The organism is Lysobacter yangpyeongensis, from assembly GCF_042655745.1.
GTDB lineage: Bacteria > Pseudomonadota > Gammaproteobacteria > Xanthomonadales > Xanthomonadaceae > Agrilutibacter > Agrilutibacter yangpyeongensis.
On sequence record NZ_JBHSNM010000003.1, the window covers coordinates 68338 to 86367 of the forward strand.

Annotated in this window: 14 protein-coding genes and 1 pseudogene; 12 read left to right on the forward strand and 3 right to left on the reverse strand. The window is 68.0% G+C overall.

The window, feature by feature from the left end:
* Positions 1-3: 3 nt before the first annotated feature.
* The 9 genes and pseudogenes from mraY to lpxC all read left to right on the forward strand — a co-directional run bounded on the left by mraY (position 4) and on the right by lpxC (position 10574).
* A complete protein-coding gene (gene mraY / locus ACFPN1_RS10635) occupies positions 4-1101 on the forward strand; it encodes a phospho-N-acetylmuramoyl-pentapeptide-transferase (protein WP_386754941.1) in 1098 nt (365 codons plus the stop codon).
* A complete protein-coding gene (ftsW, locus tag ACFPN1_RS10640) occupies positions 1101-2423 on the forward strand; it encodes a putative lipid II flippase FtsW (RefSeq protein ID WP_386754943.1) in 1323 nt (440 codons plus the stop codon). The genes mraY and ftsW overlap by 1 nt, the downstream gene beginning before the upstream one ends.
* Positions 2420-3511, forward strand: a pseudogene (gene murG, locus ACFPN1_RS10645) (undecaprenyldiphospho-muramoylpentapeptide beta-N-acetylglucosaminyltransferase); the annotation flags it as partial. The gene ftsW and the pseudogene murG, both read left to right, overlap by 4 nt.
* A 29-nt stretch (positions 3512-3540) precedes the next feature.
* A complete protein-coding gene (murC, locus tag ACFPN1_RS10650) occupies positions 3541-4992 on the forward strand; it encodes a UDP-N-acetylmuramate--L-alanine ligase (protein WP_386754944.1) in 1452 nt (483 codons plus the stop codon).
* Between the two features lie 2 nt (positions 4993-4994).
* Positions 4995-5975: a D-alanine--D-alanine ligase gene (locus ACFPN1_RS10655; RefSeq protein ID WP_386755248.1), complete on the forward strand. Its 981-nt coding sequence runs from the start codon at positions 4995-4997 to the stop codon at positions 5973-5975.
* Positions 5972-6715, forward strand: coding sequence for a cell division protein FtsQ/DivIB (locus ACFPN1_RS10660; RefSeq protein ID WP_386754945.1), 744 nt, complete (start codon positions 5972-5974; stop codon positions 6713-6715). Before ACFPN1_RS10655 ends, ACFPN1_RS10660 begins: the two co-directional genes overlap by 4 nt.
* A complete protein-coding gene (gene ftsA / locus ACFPN1_RS10665) occupies positions 6712-7947 on the forward strand; it encodes a cell division protein FtsA (RefSeq protein WP_386754946.1) in 1236 nt (411 codons plus the stop codon). Before ACFPN1_RS10660 ends, ftsA begins: the two co-directional genes overlap by 4 nt.
* A gap of 109 nt (positions 7948-8056) precedes the next feature.
* Entirely contained in the window at positions 8057-9301 is a 1245-nt protein-coding gene (ftsZ, locus tag ACFPN1_RS10670) for a cell division protein FtsZ (protein WP_386754947.1), read from the forward strand.
* 361 nt (positions 9302-9662) lie between these two features.
* Positions 9663-10574, forward strand: a complete 912-nt coding sequence (gene lpxC, locus ACFPN1_RS10675; RefSeq protein WP_386754948.1) for a UDP-3-O-acyl-N-acetylglucosamine deacetylase — start codon at positions 9663-9665, stop codon at positions 10572-10574.
* A 320-nt stretch (positions 10575-10894) separates the two neighbouring features.
* Here lpxC and ACFPN1_RS10680 read toward each other — a convergent pair whose 3' ends face one another.
* On the reverse strand, positions 10895-11362 hold the full coding sequence (locus ACFPN1_RS10680) for a DciA family protein (protein WP_386755249.1): 468 nt from the start codon (positions 11360-11362) through the stop codon (positions 10895-10897).
* Positions 11363-11369: 7 nt separating this feature from the next.
* On the opposite strand from ACFPN1_RS10680, the gene ACFPN1_RS10685 reads away from it, so the two are divergent.
* The 3 genes from ACFPN1_RS10685 to ACFPN1_RS10695 all read left to right on the forward strand — a co-directional run bounded on the left by ACFPN1_RS10685 (position 11370) and on the right by ACFPN1_RS10695 (position 16351).
* On the forward strand, positions 11370-12287 hold the full coding sequence (locus tag ACFPN1_RS10685; RefSeq protein WP_386754949.1) for a M23 family metallopeptidase: 918 nt from the start codon (positions 11370-11372) through the stop codon (positions 12285-12287).
* 229 nt (positions 12288-12516) lie between these two features.
* The gene (secA, locus tag ACFPN1_RS10690) at positions 12517-15243 is read left to right on the forward strand and encodes a preprotein translocase subunit SecA (RefSeq protein WP_386754950.1); all 2727 of its coding nucleotides are present in this window, start codon (positions 12517-12519) and stop codon (positions 15241-15243) included.
* A gap of 109 nt (positions 15244-15352) precedes the next feature.
* Positions 15353-16351 carry a Nudix family hydrolase gene (locus ACFPN1_RS10695; RefSeq protein WP_386754951.1) on the forward strand — a complete coding sequence of 333 codons (999 nt, stop codon included), beginning with the start codon at positions 15353-15355 and terminating at the stop codon, positions 16349-16351.
* A gap of 3 nt (positions 16352-16354) precedes the next feature.
* On the opposite strand, the gene coaE is transcribed toward ACFPN1_RS10695, so the two are convergent.
* Together coaE and ACFPN1_RS10705 are read right to left on the reverse strand one after the other, a co-directional pair.
* Complete coding sequence (gene coaE / locus ACFPN1_RS10700) at positions 16355-16978, reverse strand: dephospho-CoA kinase (protein ID WP_386754952.1); 624 nt, start codon at positions 16976-16978, stop codon at positions 16355-16357.
* 180 nt (positions 16979-17158) lie between these two features.
* Complete coding sequence (locus ACFPN1_RS10705) at positions 17159-18022, reverse strand: prepilin peptidase (protein WP_386754953.1); 864 nt, start codon at positions 18020-18022, stop codon at positions 17159-17161.
* Positions 18023-18030: the final 8 nt, after the last annotated feature.

Consider the following 18030-nt stretch of genomic DNA (forward strand, 5'->3'; position numbering starts at 1 on the left):
CGCATGCTGCTTGAACTCTTCCGTTGGCTCGAACAGCTGCAAAGCCTCTTCGGCCTGTTCGGCTACCTCACCTTCCGCGGCATCCTCGCCGCGCTGACGGCGCTGTTCCTGTCGCTGTGGTGGGGCCCGGCGGTGATCCGTCGCCTGGCGCAGCTCAAGGGCGGCCAGCCGATCCGCAAGGAAGGCCCGCAGTCGCACTTTTCCAAGGCCGGCACGCCGACCATGGGCGGTGCGCTGATCCTCATCACCATCCTCGCCTCGGTCCTGCTGTGGGGTGACCTGCGCAACCGCTACGTGTGGCTGGTGCTCGCGGTGATGGCCGCGTGCGGCGCGATCGGCTGGTGGGACGACTGGATCAAGATCGTCAAGCGCGATCCCAACGGCATGCGCTCGCGCACCAAGTATTTCCTGCAGTCCATCATCGGCCTCGGCGCCGGCCTGTTCCTGTACTACACGGCGGACGTGCAGTCGGCGACCACGCTCTACATTCCCTTCTTCAAGAACGTCGCCCTGCCGCTGGTCGGCATTGGCGGCGTGGTGTTCTTCATCGCGATCGCCTACCTGTGGATCGTGGGCTTCTCCAATGCGGTGAACCTGACCGACGGTCTCGATGGCCTGGCGATCATGCCGACCGTGCTGGTCGCCTGCGCGCTGGGCGTGTTCGCCTACGCCTCGGGCAATGCGGTGTTCTCCAACTACCTGCAGATCCCGCAGGTCCCAGGCGCGGGCGAGCTGGTGATCATCTGCGCGGCGATCGCCGGCGCGGGCCTGGGCTTCCTGTGGTTCAACACCTATCCGGCGATGGTGTTCATGGGCGACATCGGCGCGCTCGCGCTCGGCGCGGTGCTGGGCACGGTCGCGGTGATCGTGCGCCAGGAACTGGTGCTGGTGATCATGGGCGGCATCTTCGTCATCGAGACGCTCTCGGTGATGATCCAGGTCGCGTCGTTCAAGCTCACCGGCAAGCGCGTGTTCCGCATGGCGCCGATCCACCACCACTTCGAGCTGAAGGGCTGGCCCGAACCGCGGGTCATCGTGCGCTTCTGGATCATCTCGGTGATCCTGGTCCTGATCGGCCTGGCCACGCTGAAGGTACGTTGATGAACGACTTCACGACCGCCACCAGCCAGCGACAGGCAACGCGACTCGACGAGATCGGCGGCCGCTACGACGCGTGGCTGATCGGCGTCGCGTGCGTGCTTGCCTGCCTGGGCGTGGTGATGGTCGGCTCGGCGTCGATCGCCATCGCGGAAGGCCGCGATGCGGGTCCCTTCCACTATCTGGTGCGTCACCTGGTGTTCCTCGGTTTCGGCGTCGCCCTGGCCTATGCGGCCATGCGTACCGAGATGAAGACGATCGAACAGTACGCGCAGTGGTTCCCGCTGGTGTGCCTGCTCCTGCTGGTGCTCGTGGTGGTGCCGGGCATCGGCGTGACGGCGAAAGGCGCGCGCCGCTGGTTGAACCTCGGCCTGCTGACCTTCCAGCCGGTCGAAGCGGTGAAGCTGATGCTGATCGTGTGGCTGTCCAGCTTCCTAGCGCGCTTCCGCGACGAAGTGAGCGCGACCTGGCGCGCGATGATCAAGGCACTGGGCGTCGCCGGTGCGCTGGTCGGCATCCTGCTGGTGATCCACAAGGATTTCGGCTCGTCGGCGCTGATCCTCGCGATCACCGCCGGCATGCTGGTACTGGGCGGCGTCAACCTGCCGCGCATGCTGCTGCCGGTGCTGTGCGTGCTGCCGCTGCTGGCCGGCATGATCCTGATGGAGCCGTACCGCGTGCAGCGCCTGGTGTCGTACCGCGATCCGTGGGCGGATCCGTTCGGCAGCGGTTACCAGCTGACCAACGCGTTGATGGCCGTCGGGCGAGGGGAATGGTTCGGCGTTGGCCTCGGGGCTTCGGTGCAGAAACTGTCGTACCTGCCCGAAGCGCACACCGACTTCATCCTCGCGGTGATCGCCGAAGAGCTCGGCTTCGTCGGCGTGTTCGCGATCATCGCGCTGTACGCGGCGCTGGCCGGCCGCGCGTTCTGGATCGGGCTGAAGTGCGTGGAGATGCGCCGTCACTTCGCCGGCTATGTCGCCTTCGGCATCGCGTTGTGGATGTCGCTGCAGAGCTTCGTTTCGATCGGCGTGAACCTCGGCCTGCTGCCGACCAAGGGCCTGACGCTGCCGCTGATCTCCTCCGGCGGCTCCAGCGTGTTGCTGACCTGCGCCGCGCTGGGCGTGCTGTTGCGCGTCTCGTTCGAACTCGACCGCGCGCAGCGCCAGGTGGCGCGCCTGCGCGGTGAAGCGGCGATGCCCGCGGCCGCCATGCCCGCCACCACGCAACCGTTGCCGGTCGTGACTGCCGAGGCCCGCGGCACCAGCCGCCTGCGCCAACGGGTCGAACCGGTGTTCGACAAGGCGTTCGGGAGGACGGCATGAGCACGACGATGCCAGCCGCCGGTTCGCGCCCCGTCATGATTCTCGCCGGCGGCACCGGCGGTCACATCTTTCCCGGCCTGGCCGTGGCCAAGGCATTGCGCGCGCACGACGTGCCGGTGCTGTGGCTCGGGAGCGAAGGCGGCATGGAAACGCGGCTGGTGCCGCAGCACGACATCGCCATCGACACCATCGCGGTGCGCGGCGTGCGCGGCAAGGGCGTCGCGACGCTGTTCGCTGCGCCGTTCAAGCTGCTGGCTGCGGTCAATGCCGCACGTCGGACGCTGCGCCAGCGTCAGCCGCGCGCGGTCGTCAGCTTCGGCGGTTTCGCCGCGGGTCCGGGTGGGCTGGCGGCGAAGCTCGCCGGCATTCCGCTGATCGTGCACGAGCAGAACCGCGCGCCGGGCATGACCAATCGCGTGCTGGCGAAATTCGCGCGCCGCGTGCTGACCGGTTTCCCGCAGACCTTTGCAACGGAAGAAGTCGTCGGTAATCCCGTGCGCGCGGAAATCGCCGCGCTGCCGCCGCCGGAGCAGCGTTTTGCCGGTCGCGAAGGCCCGCTGCGCCTGCTCGTGCTCGGCGGCAGCCAGGGCGCGCGTGCGCTGAACGCCGCGGTGCCGAAGGCCATCGCTGCACTGCCGGCCGCGCTCCGTTTCGAGATCCGCCACCAGTGTGGCGAGAAGCTGCGCGCCGACGCCGAGCAGGCGTACGGCCAGGCCGGCGTCGCGGCGTCGATCGAGCCCTTCATCGCCGACATGGGCGCCGCGTACGCCTGGGCGGACATCGTGATCTGCCGCGCCGGCGCGCTCACGCTCGCCGAACTGTGCGCGGTCGGTGTCGGCAGCGTGCTGGTGCCGTTCCCGCAGGCAGTGGACGACCACCAGACCAAGAACGCGCAGTTCCTGGTCGATCGCAATGCAGCGCAACTGCTGCCGCAGGGCAGCGATGTCAACGAGCTGGCGCAGCGTCTGTCCGCGACGCTGGAAATCCTCGGCGAGCGCGACCTACTGCTGCCGATGGCGAAGGCGGCGCGCGCGCTGGCCAAACCGGATGCCGCCGAGCGCGTCGCCGCCGTCGTATTGAGCGAAGCAGTGCCCGAACAATCGAACAAGGAACATTCATGAGCCCGCAGCCACGCCATCGCAAGCAGCACGCCGGCGACCTGATCGCCAGTGGCGGCGCCGGCGCGCGCGTGCATTTCGTCGGCATCGGCGGCGTCGGCATGAGCGGCATCGCCGAAGTGCTGTGCACGCTGGGCTACAAGGTGTCGGGTTCGGACATGGCCGACAACGCAGTGACGCGGCGCCTGTCCTCGCTCGGCATCAACGTGATGCGCGGTCACGCGGCGCCGAACGTGCTCGGCGCCGACTGCATCGTCGTGTCGTCCGCGATCCGGCGCGACAACCCCGAATTGATGGAGGCCCGGGCGCAGCGCATTCCGATCGTGCCGCGCGCGGAAATGCTGGCCGAGCTGATGCGCTTCAAGCGCGGCATCGCCATCGCCGGCACCCACGGCAAGACCACGACGACCTCGCTCACCGCCAGCGTGCTGGCCGAAGGCGGCAACGATCCCACCTTCGTGATCGGCGGCCAGCTGCTCGCGGCCGGCGCCAACGCGCGCCTGGGCAAGGGCGACTGGCTGGTGGCCGAGGCCGACGAAAGCGACGGCAGCTTCCTGCGCCTGAATCCGCAGATCGCCATCGTCACCAACATCGATGCCGATCACCTGGAGAACTACGGCGGCGACTTCGCCAAGGTGAAGCAGGCGTTCGACGAATTCCTGCACCACCTGCCGTTCTATGGTCTGGCGGTGCTGTGCATCGACGATCCCGAAGTCGCCGCACTCGCCGCCAACACCACGCGTCACGTCATGACGTACGGCTTCGCCGACAACGCCGACGTGCGCGCCGAAGACGTCTCCCAGCACGGCGGAGCCATGCGCTTCACGCTGTGCCTGCCGGACGGTTCGCGCACGCCGGTGGAACTGGCGCTGCCGGGTCGCCACAACGTGCAGAACTCGCTGGCCGCCGCGGCCGTCGGCTGGCAGCTCGGCGTGGAGAGCGATGCTATCGGCCGCGCGCTGCAGAAGTTCGCCGGCATCGGCCGCCGCTTCAACCTGCTCGCGCAGCCCACCACCGCGAAGGGTGCGACGGTGCAGCTGGTCGACGACTACGGCCACCATCCGAAGGAACTCGAAGCGGTCTTCGCCGCCGCGCGCGGCGGCTGGCCGGACCGCCGGCTGGTCGTTGCCTTCCAGCCGCACCGCTACAGCCGCACGCGCGATCTGTTCGACGAATTCGCCGCCGTGCTGTCGACGGTCGACACGCTCGTGCTGACCGAGGTGTACCCGGCAGGCGAAGCGCCCATCGCCGGCGCCGACGCCAAGTCGCTCGCGCGCGCGATCCGCACGCGCGGCCGCGTCGATCCGATCGTGGTGAACGCCGCGGCCGATCTCGCCGCGGTGCTCCCCGACGTACTCAACGACGGCGACCTGCTGCTGATGATGGGCGCGGGCGATATTGGCCACGCCGCGCAGCAGATCGCGGCCCACGGTTTCGGAGAAGCGAAGTGAACGTGCCGGCTTCCCAGAACTTCGCCGCACCGCGGATCGGCGACCCGGCCGTGTTCGGTCGCGTCGCCGTGCTGATGGGCGGCACCAGCGCGGAGCGCGAGGTGTCGCTCGACTCCGGCCGCAACGTGCTCGAAGCGCTGCGCGCGCGCGGCGTCGATGCGTTCGCGGTGGACGGCATTCCGGCGCTGATCGAGGAGATCCGGCGCGGCGCGGTCGATCGCGTGTTCAACATCCTGCACGGCAACAAGGGCGGCGGCGAAGACGGCACGCTGCAGGGGCTACTCGAAGCGCTGGGCGTGCCGTACACCGGCTCGAACGTGCTGGGCTCGGCGCTGGCGATGGACAAGATCCGCACCAAGCAGGTGTGGCTGTCGCTCGGCCTGCCCACTCCGCGCTACGCGCGCCTGCCCAAGGGGGCGGACGTGCACGCCGCGGCGCGCGCCATCGGCTTGCCGGTGATCGTGAAGCCGTCGTCGGAAGGTTCCAGCGTCGGCGTGTCGCGCGTGTTCAACGATGCCGATCTGGAATCGGCCGTGGAACTCGCCGCGCGCTACCCGGGCGAGCTGCTGATGGAACAGATGGTGGTCGGCGACGAACTCACCGTGGCCGTGCTCGGCGACGGCGTCACGCACCAGGCTCTGCCATCGGTCCGCATCGTGCCCAAGGGCGAGTGGTACGACTACAACGCAAAGTACATTGCCGAGGACACGCAGTACCTGTGTCCCGGCCTGGAAGGCGACGCTGAGGCGGAAATCCGCCGGATCGCGCTGGCCGCGTTCCTCGCCGCCGGTTGCACCGGCTGGGGTCGCGTCGATGTCATGCGCGACCGCGCCACCGGTGCCTTCTACCTGCTCGAGGTGAACACCGCGCCGGGCATGACCAGCCATTCGCTGGTGCCCAAGGCCGCGCGCCAGGTCGGTATCGGCTTCGAGGAACTGTGCTGGCGCATTCTCGAGCAGACCGTGGAGGTGGCGCCGGAATGAACGCGCTGCTGCGCATCGTCGGTTGGGTCCTCGCGGTCGCACTGGTCGTGCTGCCGGTCGCCGCCGTGCTCAACGGCTGGGTCGGCGCGAACCACTGGCCGCTGACCCGCCTGCAGGCGACCGGTGAATTCCACCGCGTCGACGGTGCGTTGCTGCGCCAGACCCTGCTGCCGTATGCACAGCGCGGGTTCTTCGCGGTCGACCTGAAGGCCGCGCAGGAAGCCGTCGCGAAACTGCCGTGGGTCGAGAGCGCGGAAGTGCGCAAGCGCTGGCCGGACGTGCTGGAAGTGCGCGTCGTCGAACACAAGCCGTTCGCGCGCTGGGGCGCGGATCGCGTGCTGTCCGAGCACGGCCGCCTGTTCCCGGCCAAGGGCATCGAGATACCGAAGGGGTTGCCGCAGTTCGACGGCCCCGATGCGCGCACGCGCGACGTGGTCGAGCTTTACAACACGTCGCGCGAGCTGTTCGCCAAGGTGGGCGTCGGCGTACGCGAAGTCACGCTGGATCCGCGCGGCAGCTGGTCGCTGGGTCTCGCCAACGACGCCGTGGTCGTGGTCGGCCGCACCGAGGCACGGGCGCGACTCGACCGTTTCGTGCGCCTGCTGCCGCAGTTGCTGACCCAGAACACGCAGCAGCTGGCGCGCGCCGATCTTCGTTACACCAATGGTTTCGCGCTGACGTGGAAGCCGGCTCCGCCCGCTGCTTCCATCGATGCGCCGCAAGTGCAGGGAAATACATGAATCGCAAGGGCGACAAATCGCTGATCGTGGGCCTCGACATCGGCACCTCCAAGGTGGTGGCGCTGGTGGGCGAGTATTCGCCCGGCGCACCCATCGAGGTGATCGGCATCGGCTCGCACGAATCGCGCGGCCTCAAGCGCGGCGTGGTCGTCGACATCGAGTCGACGGTGCAGTCGATCCAGCGCGCGATCGAGGAGGCCGAGCTGATGGCGGGCTGCGAGATCCGCTCGGTATACGCGTCGATTTCCGGCAGCCATATCCAGTGCCGCAACTCGCAGGGCATCGCGCCGATCCGCGACGGCGAGGTGACCTACGCCGACCTCGATCGCGTGCTCGAGGCGGCCAAGGCCGTCGCGATCCCCGCCGACCAGAAGATCCTGCACGCGATCCCGCGCGACTACGTGCTCGATGACTCGCAGGAAGGCATCCGCAATCCGGTCGGCATGACCGGCGTGCGCCTGGAAGTGCACGCGCACCTCGTGGTGTGCGCGCAGTCGGCGGCCGCGAACATCAGCAAGTGCGTGCAGCGCTGCGGTCTGCAGGTGGACGACCTGGTGCTGAGCGTGCTCGCGTCGAGCACCGCGGTGCTGACCAGCGACGAGCGCGAACTCGGCGTGGTGCTGGTCGACATCGGCGCCGGCACCACCGACATCGCGGTGTTCGTGCAGGGCGCGATCGCGCACAGCGCGAGCCTGCCGATCGCCGGCGACAAGGTCACCGAGGACATCGCGCACATGCTGCGCACGCCGACGCCGGAAGCCGAGCAGATCAAGGTGCGCTACGCCTGCGCGCTGGCGCAGATGGCGACGGCGGAGGAGTCGATCCAGGTCCCCAGCGTCGGCGATCGCCCGCCGCGCCGCATGCCGCGCGCGTCGCTCGCGCAGGCGGTGCAGGCGCGCTACGAGGAGATCTTCGAAATGATCCAGGCCGAGCTGCGCCGCAGCGGCTTCGAGCAGCACGTGCGCGCCGGCATGGTGCTTACCGGCGGCGCCGCGAAGATGGAAGGCGTGGTCGAACTGGCCGAAGAGATGCTGCAGATGCCGGTGCGCGTGGGCATTCCACAGCACGTCACCGGCCTGGGCGAAGTGGTCGGCAACCCGGTGCACGCCACCGGCGTCGGCCTGCTGCTCATGGGCAGCCAGATCGAGAACCCGCGCCGGCCGACGATTTCAACGGGCCGCGCGGGCAGCTTCTTCAATCGGCTCAAGAGCTGGTATCGCGGCGAATTCTGATTTGCGTGACGCCGCGACGGCGCGGCGCATGGTGGCAGGCGGAAGGGCGAACGGGCAACAACTGGCATCCCCGATCAATCACAGCAACACATAAGAAGAGGACGAGGACATGGCACATTTCGAATTGATGGAAAAGATGGCCCCCAACGCGGTGATCAAGGTCGTCGGCGTGGGCGGTGGCGGCGGCAACGCCGTGGCGCACATGGTCAACGGCAGCGTCGATGGCGTGGAATTCATCACCGCCAACACCGACGCGCAGGCGATCAAGAACTGCGGCGCGAAGCTGCAGCTGCAGCTCGGCAGCAATGTCACCAAGGGCCTGGGCGCGGGCGCGAATCCGGAAGTCGGCCGCCAGGCCGCGCTGGAAGACCGCGAACGCATCATGGATGCGCTGCAGGGCGCCGACATGGTGTTCATCACCGCGGGCATGGGCGGCGGTACCGGCACCGGCGCGGCGCCTGTCGTGGCGCAGCTGGCGAAGGAGATGGGCATCCTGACCGTCGCCGTCGTCACCAAGCCGTTCCCGTTCGAAGGTCGCCGCCGCATGCAGGTCGCGCTGAAGGGCATCGAGGAGCTGTCGCACCATTGCGACTCGCTGATCACGATCCCGAACGAGAAGCTGATCACCGTGCTCGGCCGCAACGCGACCATGATCCAGGCGTTCCGCGCCGCCAACGACGTACTGCTCGGCGCGGTGCAGGGCATCGCCGACCTGATCGTGCGCCCGGGCCTGATCAACGTCGACTTCGCCGACGTGCGCACCGTGATGAGCGAGATGGGCCTGGCGATGATGGGCACCGGTTCCGCCCGCGGCGACGACCGCGCGCAGGCCGCGGCGGAATCCGCGATCCAGAACCCGCTGCTCGACGACGTCAACCTGTCTGGCGCCAACGGCATCCTGGTCAACATCACCGCCGGTCCGGACTTCACCATGGCCGAGTTCGACGAGGTCGGCCGCACCATCGAGAACTTCGCTTCCGAAGACGCCACCGTCGTCATCGGCACCGTGCTCGATCCGGACATGCAGGACGAGGTCAAGGTCACCGTGGTCGCCACCGGCCTCAACCGCGCGGTCGCACGCCAGCCGATCCGCACCGGCATGGACCGGGCGAGCTTCGACGAGCTGCCCTCGCGTCGTCCCCAGGTCGAGCTGGTTCGTACCCAGGTCAAGCGCGATGGCACGACCGGCCTGCCGGTCGACGCGGTGTCCGACGGGTACCAGGGGCCGCCGTCCTTCGCGGGCAGCCTGCGCGGCGGCAGCCGGGTGAGCGAGTCGAGCCCGGCGGTTGCCGATTTCGGCGGCAGCGACAGCTACCTGGACATCCCGGCGTTCCTGCGCCGCCAGGCGGATTGATGCTGTCGTAGGCGGGTCCTCGACCCGCCGACATCCGCAAGGCGGGTCAAGACCCGCCCTACGGACCCGCGTCGCCTCACCGGCCGGACTCGTCCCCGGCCGATGAACCCTAGGCTCCGGGCGCCTGCGCCCGGGGATCTTGCGCCGGTCGACCTGGTCGACCGGCTTTTTCCGTCCGGCCCCCCGATCGGGTCACCCGGAAAGCGTGACAGTCGCCGGGAAACTCATTCCGTGGGAATGTCATTTCCGTTAAGGTTCAGCGACCTGCGTGTTAACCTTGCGGCCCGCCCGAGCGCCCCTGCGCCCGTGCTTCCGACAAGAAAAGTCCCGATCCTCCGATCCAAGGGCTGACACCGAATCCATGCTCCGCCAGCGAACACTCAAGAACGTGATCCGCGCCACCGGCGTGGGCCTGCACAGCGGCGAGAAGGTCTTTCTCACGCTGCGTCCGGCTCCCGTCGATGCCGGCATCGTGTTCCGCCGGATCGACCTCGACCCCGTGGTCGAAGTCCCCGCGCGCGCGGAGCTCGTGACCGAAACCGTGCTGTGCACCGGCCTGAGCTGCGGTGCCGGCAAGGTCCTGACCGTCGAACACCTGCTGTCCGCGCTGGCGGGCCTGGGCATCGACAACTGCTATATCGACCTGTCCGCGCCGGAAGTGCCGATCATGGACGGGTCCGCCGGTCCGTTCGTGTTCCTGCTGCAGTCGGCGGGGATCAAGGAACAGGAAGCGCCCAAGCGCTTCATCCGCATCAAGCACCCGGTCGAAGTCCGCGACGGCGACAAGGTCGCCCGTTTCGAGCCGCATGACGGTTTCCGCATCGGCTTCACCGTGGTCTTCGACCATCCGGCGATCCCGGCGTCGCAGTCGCGGGCCGAGGTGGAGTTCTCGACGGCGTCCTACGTCAAGGAAGTCAGCCGCGCCCGCACCTTCGGCTTCATGCGCGACCTCGAATACATGCGCGAACGCAACCTGGGCCTGGGGGGCTCGATGGACAACGCGATCGTGCTGGACGAATTCCGCGTCCTCAACGACGACGGCCTGCGTTACGCCGACGAATTCGTGCGCCACAAGATCCTCGATGCCGTGGGCGACCTGTACCTGGCCGGCCACCCGATCATCGGCGCCTACGAGGGCTACAAGTCCGGGCATGCGCTCAACAACAAGCTCGTCCGCGCACTCCTGGCCGAACGCTCGGCCTGGGAGGAAGTGACGTTCGTGGACGAAGCCCATCCGGCTCCCGTCGCCTACGGATCGCCGCTCACGGTCTGAGAGCTGCCCCGTTCGGGGGCACTCGATCCAACACTGGCTTCGCGCCCACGCGTGGCGCGATGCAGCATCGTGCGCGCCCGTCAGCGGGCTTGGCCGGTTTCGACGGGCGCGGGGCGGCGAAGGGGAGGCATAGGGGAAATCCCCCAGCGCGACCCCGGTCACAGACGTGAACAGTTCGTTGACCTTTAACGAATTGCTAACGCAATTCTGCCAACTGGCTTCCCAATTCTTAACAAAATCAGGGGATTAGGCCGTTAGCATGCGCCGGTCCGAAGTTTTGGCCGGTTCGACAGTAAAACGGAGAACGGGTCGGGAAGCGGTCAAGAGGCGTCGCCGGAATCCGAAGGGTCGGGTTTGTGGAGCGATGCGAGCGCGGCCTGCAGGGCTTCGTGCGCCGCCTTCGACATCGGTCGGGAACGGACATTCGCCAGGGGTGGCGAAGCCGCTCCCGCCGGCGGACTCACGGTCGATTTGACCACGAGTTCGGTTGCTTCAAGTCCGATGGATTGGGCTGCGTCGAGTAGCCCGGGAGCGGCGAGCCGAAGTTTGGCCCGCCAGACCGGCGCATCGACGACGAAAACGAGCCTGCCGCGTTCGAAGTTGGCCAGCCGCGCATGCGGGGCCAGCGCCGGTGGCAGGAGGGGACGCAACTGACGGTCCAGCCCGTCGAGCCAGAGTGCTCTTCGGATCGGGTCGCCGGACGGATCGGCAAGCAGCGCTTCGAGCGCCGCCTGCGGACCCGATGGACGACGCGGTACGGAAGGCTTGGACACGTCAAGAACCGACATCGTAGAAATGACCCATCCACTCATCGTAAACAAATTCCGCAAGAAGCCCCTGGCGCGTTTCATCGATTCGATCAGCGGACTCGGCGCTCGCCGGCCCGCACTGGTCATCGGCATGCTGCTGGGCGTGGGCTTCCTGGCGGGCGGGGCCGCCGGGTTCGCCGGTACCGCCAGCCTGCGCATGCAGCTGGGCAACCAGCAGGCGCAACTCGCCGCTGCCCACCGCGAATCGCAGCGCGAAATCAATGCCCTGGCCGCGCGCCTGGGCGAACTGCAGGCCGAAGCCAACCGCCTCAATGCGCTGGGCGAGCGCCTGACCCGCATCGGCCAGCTGCAGGACGGCGAATTCAACTTCGACAAGCCGGTCGGCGTCGGCGGTACCGGCCCGATCCGCGACATCTCCGAGCCGGAGCTGCGCGAAGGCCTGGACACACTCAACCGGCAGTTCGCTTACAGCGGTGAGCAGCTGTCGGTCCTGGAATCCATGCTCTTCAACCGCCAGCTCGACATGAACTCCGTGCCGTCGCGCGAGCCGATCGCCGACAGCTACATCACCTCCGGCTTCGGCCGCCGCGTCGACCCGATCGTCGGCGGCAGCCAGTTCCACAAGGGCATCGATTTCGAAGCCGACGTGGGCGATCCCGTGCTCGCGGTGGCCGACGGGGTGGTCAGCTATTCCGGCGTGCGTTCGGGCTACGGCAACGTGATCGAGATCGACCACGGCAACGGCTATGTCACGCGCTATGCCCACAACTCGCGTCTGGAACGCCGCGTCGGCGAACTGGTCCGCGCCGGGCAGGAAGTCGCCAAGGCGGGCTCCACTGGCCGTTCCACCGGTGCCCACGTGCACCTGGAAGTGTGGAAGAACGGGCAGGCGGTGAATCCGCGCAAGTTCCTCAGCCAGCATTCGCCGCTGGTCAACGGCTGAGGGCCGCAGGACACTCGAAAACGGCGCGATCCCCGGATCGCGCCGTTTTTGTTTGCTCAGGCCGCCCGTTCAAATTGGTGATGGCGGCACCCTTGCAACCGCGGGGGGGCGCCACCAGCTACAATCGACGTGCCAGAAAGGGCGCCCGGCGCCCTTTTTCCTTTTTGCGGGAACGAACGGCGCGACGCCGCATCGAACCCGACCCAAGAAAAACATTTCGGCCCCAATCATGCTCAACAGCCTGCTTACCCGCGTCTTCGGTAGCCGCAACGAACGCCTGCTCCGCCAGCTGCAACGATCGGTCAACAGGATCAACGCCCTCGAGGCGGAGATGCAGAAGCTGTCCGACGCCGAACTGCAGGCCAAGACGCCCGAGTTCCAGCAGCGCATCGCCAACGGCGAAACCACCGACAAGCTCCTGCCCGAAGCCTTCGCCGTCTGCCGCGAAGCCGCCAGGCGCGTGCTCGGCATGCGCCATTACGACGTCCAGCTGATCGGCGGCATGGTCCTGCACCTGGGCAAGATCGCCGAAATGCGCACCGGCGAAGGCAAGACCCTGGTCGCGACCCTGCCGACCTACCTCAACGCGCTGGAAGGCAAGGGCGTCCACGTCGTCACCGTCAACGACTACCTGGCCCGCCGCGACTCGGCGTGGATGGGCAAGCTGTACAACTGGCTCGGCCTGAGCGTCGGCGTCGTCTACCCGGGCATGCCGCATCAGGACAAGCACGCCGCCTACGCGGCCGACATCACCTACGGCACCAACAACGAATTCGGCTTCGACTACCTGCGCGACAACATGGCGCTGTCGAAGGAAGACCGCTTCCAGCGCGGCCTGCACTACGCGATCGTCGACGAAGTCGACTCGATCCTGATCGACGAGGCGCGCACGCCGCTGATCATTTCCGGCCCGGCCGACGAATCGCCGGAGCTGTACATCAAGGTCAACCGCATCGTCCCCTCGCTCACCCGGCAGGCGACCGAGGAAGGCGAGGGCGATTACTGGGTCGACGAGAAGGGCAAGCAGGTCCACCTGTCCGAAGCCGGCCAGGAACACGCCGAGGAACTGCTGCGCAAGGCCGGCATCCTCGCCGAAGAAGACAGCCTGTACGCCGCGCAGAACCTCAGCGTCGTCCACCACCTCAACGCCGCACTGCGCGCGCATGCGATCTACCAGCGCGACGTCGACTACATCGTGCGCGACGGCGAAGTGATCATCGTCGACGAATTCACCGGCCGCACGCTCGCCGGCCGTCGCTGGTCCGACGGCCTGCACCAGGCTGTCGAAGCGAAGGAAGGCGTGCCGGTCCAGCGCGAGAACCAGACGCTCGCCTCGATCACCTTCCAGAACCTGTTCCGCATGTACAGGAAGCTGTCCGGCATGACCGGTACGGCGGACACGGAAGCCTACGAATTCCAGAGCATCTACGGCCTGGAAGTGATCGTGATCCCGACCCACCGCCCGATGATCCGCAAGGACCATCCGGATGCCGTGTTCCTCAACCGCAACGGCAAGTTCCGCGCGGTGATCAACGAGATCCGCGAGGCCAACAAGCGCCAGCAGCCGGTGCTGGTCGGCACGACCTCGATCGAAGTGTCGGAAATGCTGAGCGAGCAGCTGCGCGCTGCCGGCATTCCGCACGAAGTGCTCAACGCCAAGCAGCACGAACGCGAGGCGCACATCGTCGCCCAGGCCGGTCGCCCGGGCGCGGTCACCATTGCCACCAACATGGCCGGCCGCGGTACCGACATCGTGCTGGGCGGTTCGCTCGAAGCCGAGATCGCCACGCACGAAGCCGCCAACGGCGGCGAGATCGATGAGGTGACGAAGCAGCGTCTCAAGTCCGAATGGCAGGCCCGCCACGACGCGGTCAAGGCTGCCGGCGGCCTGCACATCATCGGCACCGAACGCCACGAAAGCCGCCGCATCGACAACCAGCTGCGCGGCCGCTCCGGTCGCCAGGGCGACCCGGGTTCCTCGCGCTTCTATCTGTCGCTCGAAGACAACCTGATGCGCATCTTCGCCGCCGACTGGGTGCAGAAGGCGATGGCGCGCATGGGCCTGAAGGAGGACGACGTCATCGAGTCGGGCCTGGTCACCAAGCAGATCGCCGGCGCGCAGCGCAAGGTCGAGGCCCACAACTTCGACATCCGCAAGAACCTGCTCGACTTCGACGACGTCAACAACGACCAGCGCAAGGTGATCTACGGTCAGCGCGACGAGCTGCTCGAAGCCGAGAGCGTGCAGGAGAACATCGACGGCATCCGCGAGGACGTGGTCAACGACATCGTCACGCGCTTCGTCCCGGCCGAATCGATCGACGAGCAGTGGGACATCCCCGGCCTGCAGGCGGCGATCGAGCAGGAGTTCGGCGTCTCCATCGCGCTGGTGGATGAAGTGAACGCGGCGAAGGAAATCGACGCCGAGACCATTGCCCGCCGCGTGCAGGACGTGGTGGCGAAGCATTTCAGCGATCGCGAGCAGCAGCTGGGTCCGGAGACCATGCGCCTGCTCGAGAAGCACATCATGCTCAACGTGCTCGACCAGAACTGGAAGGAGCACCTCGCGCGCATGGACTACCTGCGCCAGGGCATCCACCTGCGCGGCTACGCACAGAAGCAGCCGAAGCAGGAGTACAAGAAGGAAGCCTTCGAGCTGTTCAGCGACATGCTGGAAAAGGTCAAGCGCGAAGTCGTCACGCTGCTGGCGCGCGTGCGCATCCGCAGCGAGGAAGAGATTGCGGCGATGGAAGCGCAGGAGCGCGCCGCCGCCGAGGCACAGGCGCGCCAGATGCAGTTCCAGCATCCGGACATGGGCGGCCTCGGTGCCGACGAGGAAGCCGCGCGCGTGCAGTCCGAGACCGCCAACGCCGCATTCGCCAACATCGGCCGCAACGATCCGTGCCCCTGCGGCAGCGGCAAGAAGTACAAGCATTGCCACGGCCAGCTCGCCTGAGCCCGGCGATTCCCGAGCTAACCGGCCATTAACCGATCTCCTTCTCCCCGCACGCGGGAGAAGGTGCCCCGAAGGGGCGGATGAGGGGCGAGGCGCCCACACCCTGTCCATGCCAACCGCCAAGCAAGAGACGATTCCGGCCGCGACGGCTCCCGCCGGCGCGCCCCGCGTGATCGAAGTCGTCGCCGGCGTCATCCGCGACCGACGCGGCCGCATCCTCCTGGCCCGCCGCACCGAAGGCCGCGACCTGGCCGGCCTGTGGGAATTCCCCGGCGGCAAGCACGAGGCCGGCGAAACCGCGGAAGCCGCGTTGAAGCGGGAGCTGCGCGAGGAACTCGGCATCGCCGTGGAGCCCGGCGACCGCGTCATCCGCGTCCCGCAGGCCTACCCGCACAAGCGCCTGTGCCTGGACGTCTACGACATCCGCGCCTGGACCGGGACCGTTCGCGGCCTGGAAGGCCAGGCGCTCGCCTGGGTCCCGCCGCACAAGCTGGCCGACTACCCGATGCCGCCCGCGGATGTTCCGGTCGTGGCGGCATTGACCCAGCCCGATTGCTATCTCGTTACGCCCGAACCCGGGGGCGAAGAAGACGCTACCTGGCTGGCCTCGCTGGAGCGGGCGCTCGCCGCGGGTATCCGCCGCGTGCATTTGCGGGCACCGGCCTGCGAGCGCGGACGCTGGCGGACGCTGGCGGGCCAGGCGGTCGCGGTCTGCCGGGAAGCGGGGGCCCAGGTGCTGGTCAATGCGGATGCGGAGCTGGCGCAGGCGCTCGGAACCGGCCTGCACCTGCGGGCTTCGCAGCTGCGCACGCTGGCGGAGCGTCCGCTCCCGCGCGACCTGCCGGTCGCCGCGTCGTGTCACACGCTGGAAGAACTTCGCCTCGCGCAGGCGCTGGGCTGTGGCTGGGCAGTCGTCGGTGCCATCAAACCGACGGCCAGCCACCCGGACGCGATGCCGCTGGGGTGGGCGACATTCGCGGCAATGCGCGAGTCGGTTGCGTTGCCGATCTACGCCATCGGCGGCCTGACGCCGGACGATATCGCCGAAGCGCGCCGCCATGGCGCGCAGGGCGTCGCCGCCATCCGCGGCCTGTGGCCGGCCGCTTAAGCGTCAAGCCCCGGACTGCGACGTCGCCAGCTCGCGATAGCGTCGATCCAGGGCGCGCACGTGCGCGTCCAATGACTCCAGCGTGCCGTCGTTGACGAGCACGTCGTCCGCGATCGCGAGCCGTTGCGCCCGCGTCGCCTGTGCCGCAATCATCCGCCCGGCGAGCGCCGGGTCGATGCCGTCGCGCTGCACGAGCCGGGCGCGCTGCACATCGGCCGCGACGTCCACCACCAGGATGCGCTGCAGCCAGGGGTAGGCCGCACGACCACCACCTTCGGCCAGCAAGGGGATGGCGGCGATCGCGTAAGGACCGCGCGCCTGCTCGCATTCGCGATGGAGTTGCGCGCGCACGAGCGGATGCACGATCGCTTCCAGCTGCCGTCGCGCGGCCTCGTCGCCGAACACGCGTTGCCGCATCGCCGCGCGGTCCAGGCTGCCGTCGGGGCCCAGCACCGATGCCCCGAAGACTTCCACGACGGCCGCGAGTCCTTCGGAACCCGGGGCCACGGCCGCACGGGCCGCCAGATCGGCATCGGCCACGACGATGCCCAGCGCCTCGAAGCGCCGCGTCACCTCGCTCTTGCCCGAAGCGACGCCGCCAGTCACGCCGATGATGTAGTCGCTCATGCCGCGATTATCGTAGGAGCGGCCCTTGGCCGCGAATGCGTCGCGGCGAGGCGGTCGCGCCCACGTCGTTCCTTCGGAAATCGGAGTAGCGCAGCACGTGCATCGCATCGCCCCTTCGGTGCAGGAGCCGCACACGCTGCGAACGAGGCGACAACGCGGGTCGCGCCCGTGGGGGCGCTCCTACCGGATGCCCGAGAAGCGCAGGTACGCGTCGACCAGGTCCTGGCCCCAGAAGAACACGACCCAGCCGGCGACAGCGAGATAAGGCCCGAACGGAATCGGCACCGAGCGATCGCGCCCCTTCGCCGCCAGCCAGATCGACCCGACGATGGCGCCCACCAGGGACGACAGCAGGATGGTCGGCAGCACGCCCTTGAGCCCCGTCCAGGCGCCGATCGCCGCCAGCAACTTGAAGTCGCCGTGGCCCATGCCTTCCTTGCCGGTGAGCTGCTTGAACACCCACCACACCGACCAGAGGCTCACGTAGCCCGCGACGGCGCCTAGCAGGGCCGGCTTCACCGGCATGTACAGATTGTCGGACGCCGCGATCAGGCCCAGCCACATGAGCGGGAGCGTCAGGCTGTCCGGCAACAACTGCGTGCGCAGGTCGATGCCGGACATCGAGATCAGGAATCCGCTGAAGACGATCGCGCCGAACCCCTGCCAGCCGAATCCGAAGCGCCACACGGCCGCCACGAACAGCAGCATCGTGAGCAGTTCCACCAGCGGGTACTGGATGGAAATCGGGGCCTTGCAGTTGCGGCACTTGCCGCGCAGCGCCAACCAGCTGAACACCGGAATGTTTTCGTACCAGCTCAGCTGGTGCTTGCAGTGCGGGCAGTGCGAGCGCTCGACGACGATCCCGGGCGGCGGCGGATCGTAGACCTCCGGCTGTTCCAGCACGTCGCGCGCGTCGCGCTTCCACTCCCACTCCAGCCGCTTGGGCAGGCGCAGGATCACCACGTTCAGGAAGCTGCCCACCAGCAGCCCGAAGCCCGCCACCAGCGGATAGCCGATGGCGGGGTTCTGGTCGAGGAATGCCATTTTGTAGG

What these genes read in the sequence shown, in the direction of transcription:
- mraY (WP_386754941.1), top strand. Translation starts at nt 4, where the DNA reads ATGCTGCTTGAACTCTTCCGTTGGCTCGAACAGCTGCAAAGCCTCTTC.
- ftsW (WP_386754943.1), top strand. Translation starts at nt 1,101, where the DNA reads ATGAACGACTTCACGACCGCCACCAGCCAGCGACAGGCAACGCGACTC.
- murC (WP_386754944.1), top strand. Translation starts at nt 3,541, where the DNA reads ATGAGCCCGCAGCCACGCCATCGCAAGCAGCACGCCGGCGACCTGATC.
- ACFPN1_RS10660 (WP_386754945.1), top strand. Translation starts at nt 5,972, where the DNA reads ATGAACGCGCTGCTGCGCATCGTCGGTTGGGTCCTCGCGGTCGCACTG.
- ftsA (WP_386754946.1), top strand. Translation starts at nt 6,712, where the DNA reads ATGAATCGCAAGGGCGACAAATCGCTGATCGTGGGCCTCGACATCGGC.
- ftsZ (WP_386754947.1), top strand. Translation starts at nt 8,057, where the DNA reads ATGGCACATTTCGAATTGATGGAAAAGATGGCCCCCAACGCGGTGATC.
- lpxC (WP_386754948.1), top strand. Translation starts at nt 9,663, where the DNA reads ATGCTCCGCCAGCGAACACTCAAGAACGTGATCCGCGCCACCGGCGTG.
- ACFPN1_RS10680 (WP_386755249.1), bottom strand. Translation starts at nt 11,362, where the DNA reads ATGTCGGTTCTTGACGTGTCCAAGCCTTCCGTACCGCGTCGTCCATCG.
- ACFPN1_RS10685 (WP_386754949.1), top strand. Translation starts at nt 11,370, where the DNA reads ATGACCCATCCACTCATCGTAAACAAATTCCGCAAGAAGCCCCTGGCG.
- secA (WP_386754950.1), top strand. Translation starts at nt 12,517, where the DNA reads ATGCTCAACAGCCTGCTTACCCGCGTCTTCGGTAGCCGCAACGAACGC.
- ACFPN1_RS10695 (WP_386754951.1), top strand. Translation starts at nt 15,353, where the DNA reads ATGCCAACCGCCAAGCAAGAGACGATTCCGGCCGCGACGGCTCCCGCC.
- coaE (WP_386754952.1), bottom strand. Translation starts at nt 16,978, where the DNA reads ATGAGCGACTACATCATCGGCGTGACTGGCGGCGTCGCTTCGGGCAAG.
- ACFPN1_RS10705 (WP_386754953.1), bottom strand. Translation starts at nt 18,022, where the DNA reads ATGGCATTCCTCGACCAGAACCCCGCCATCGGCTATCCGCTGGTGGCG.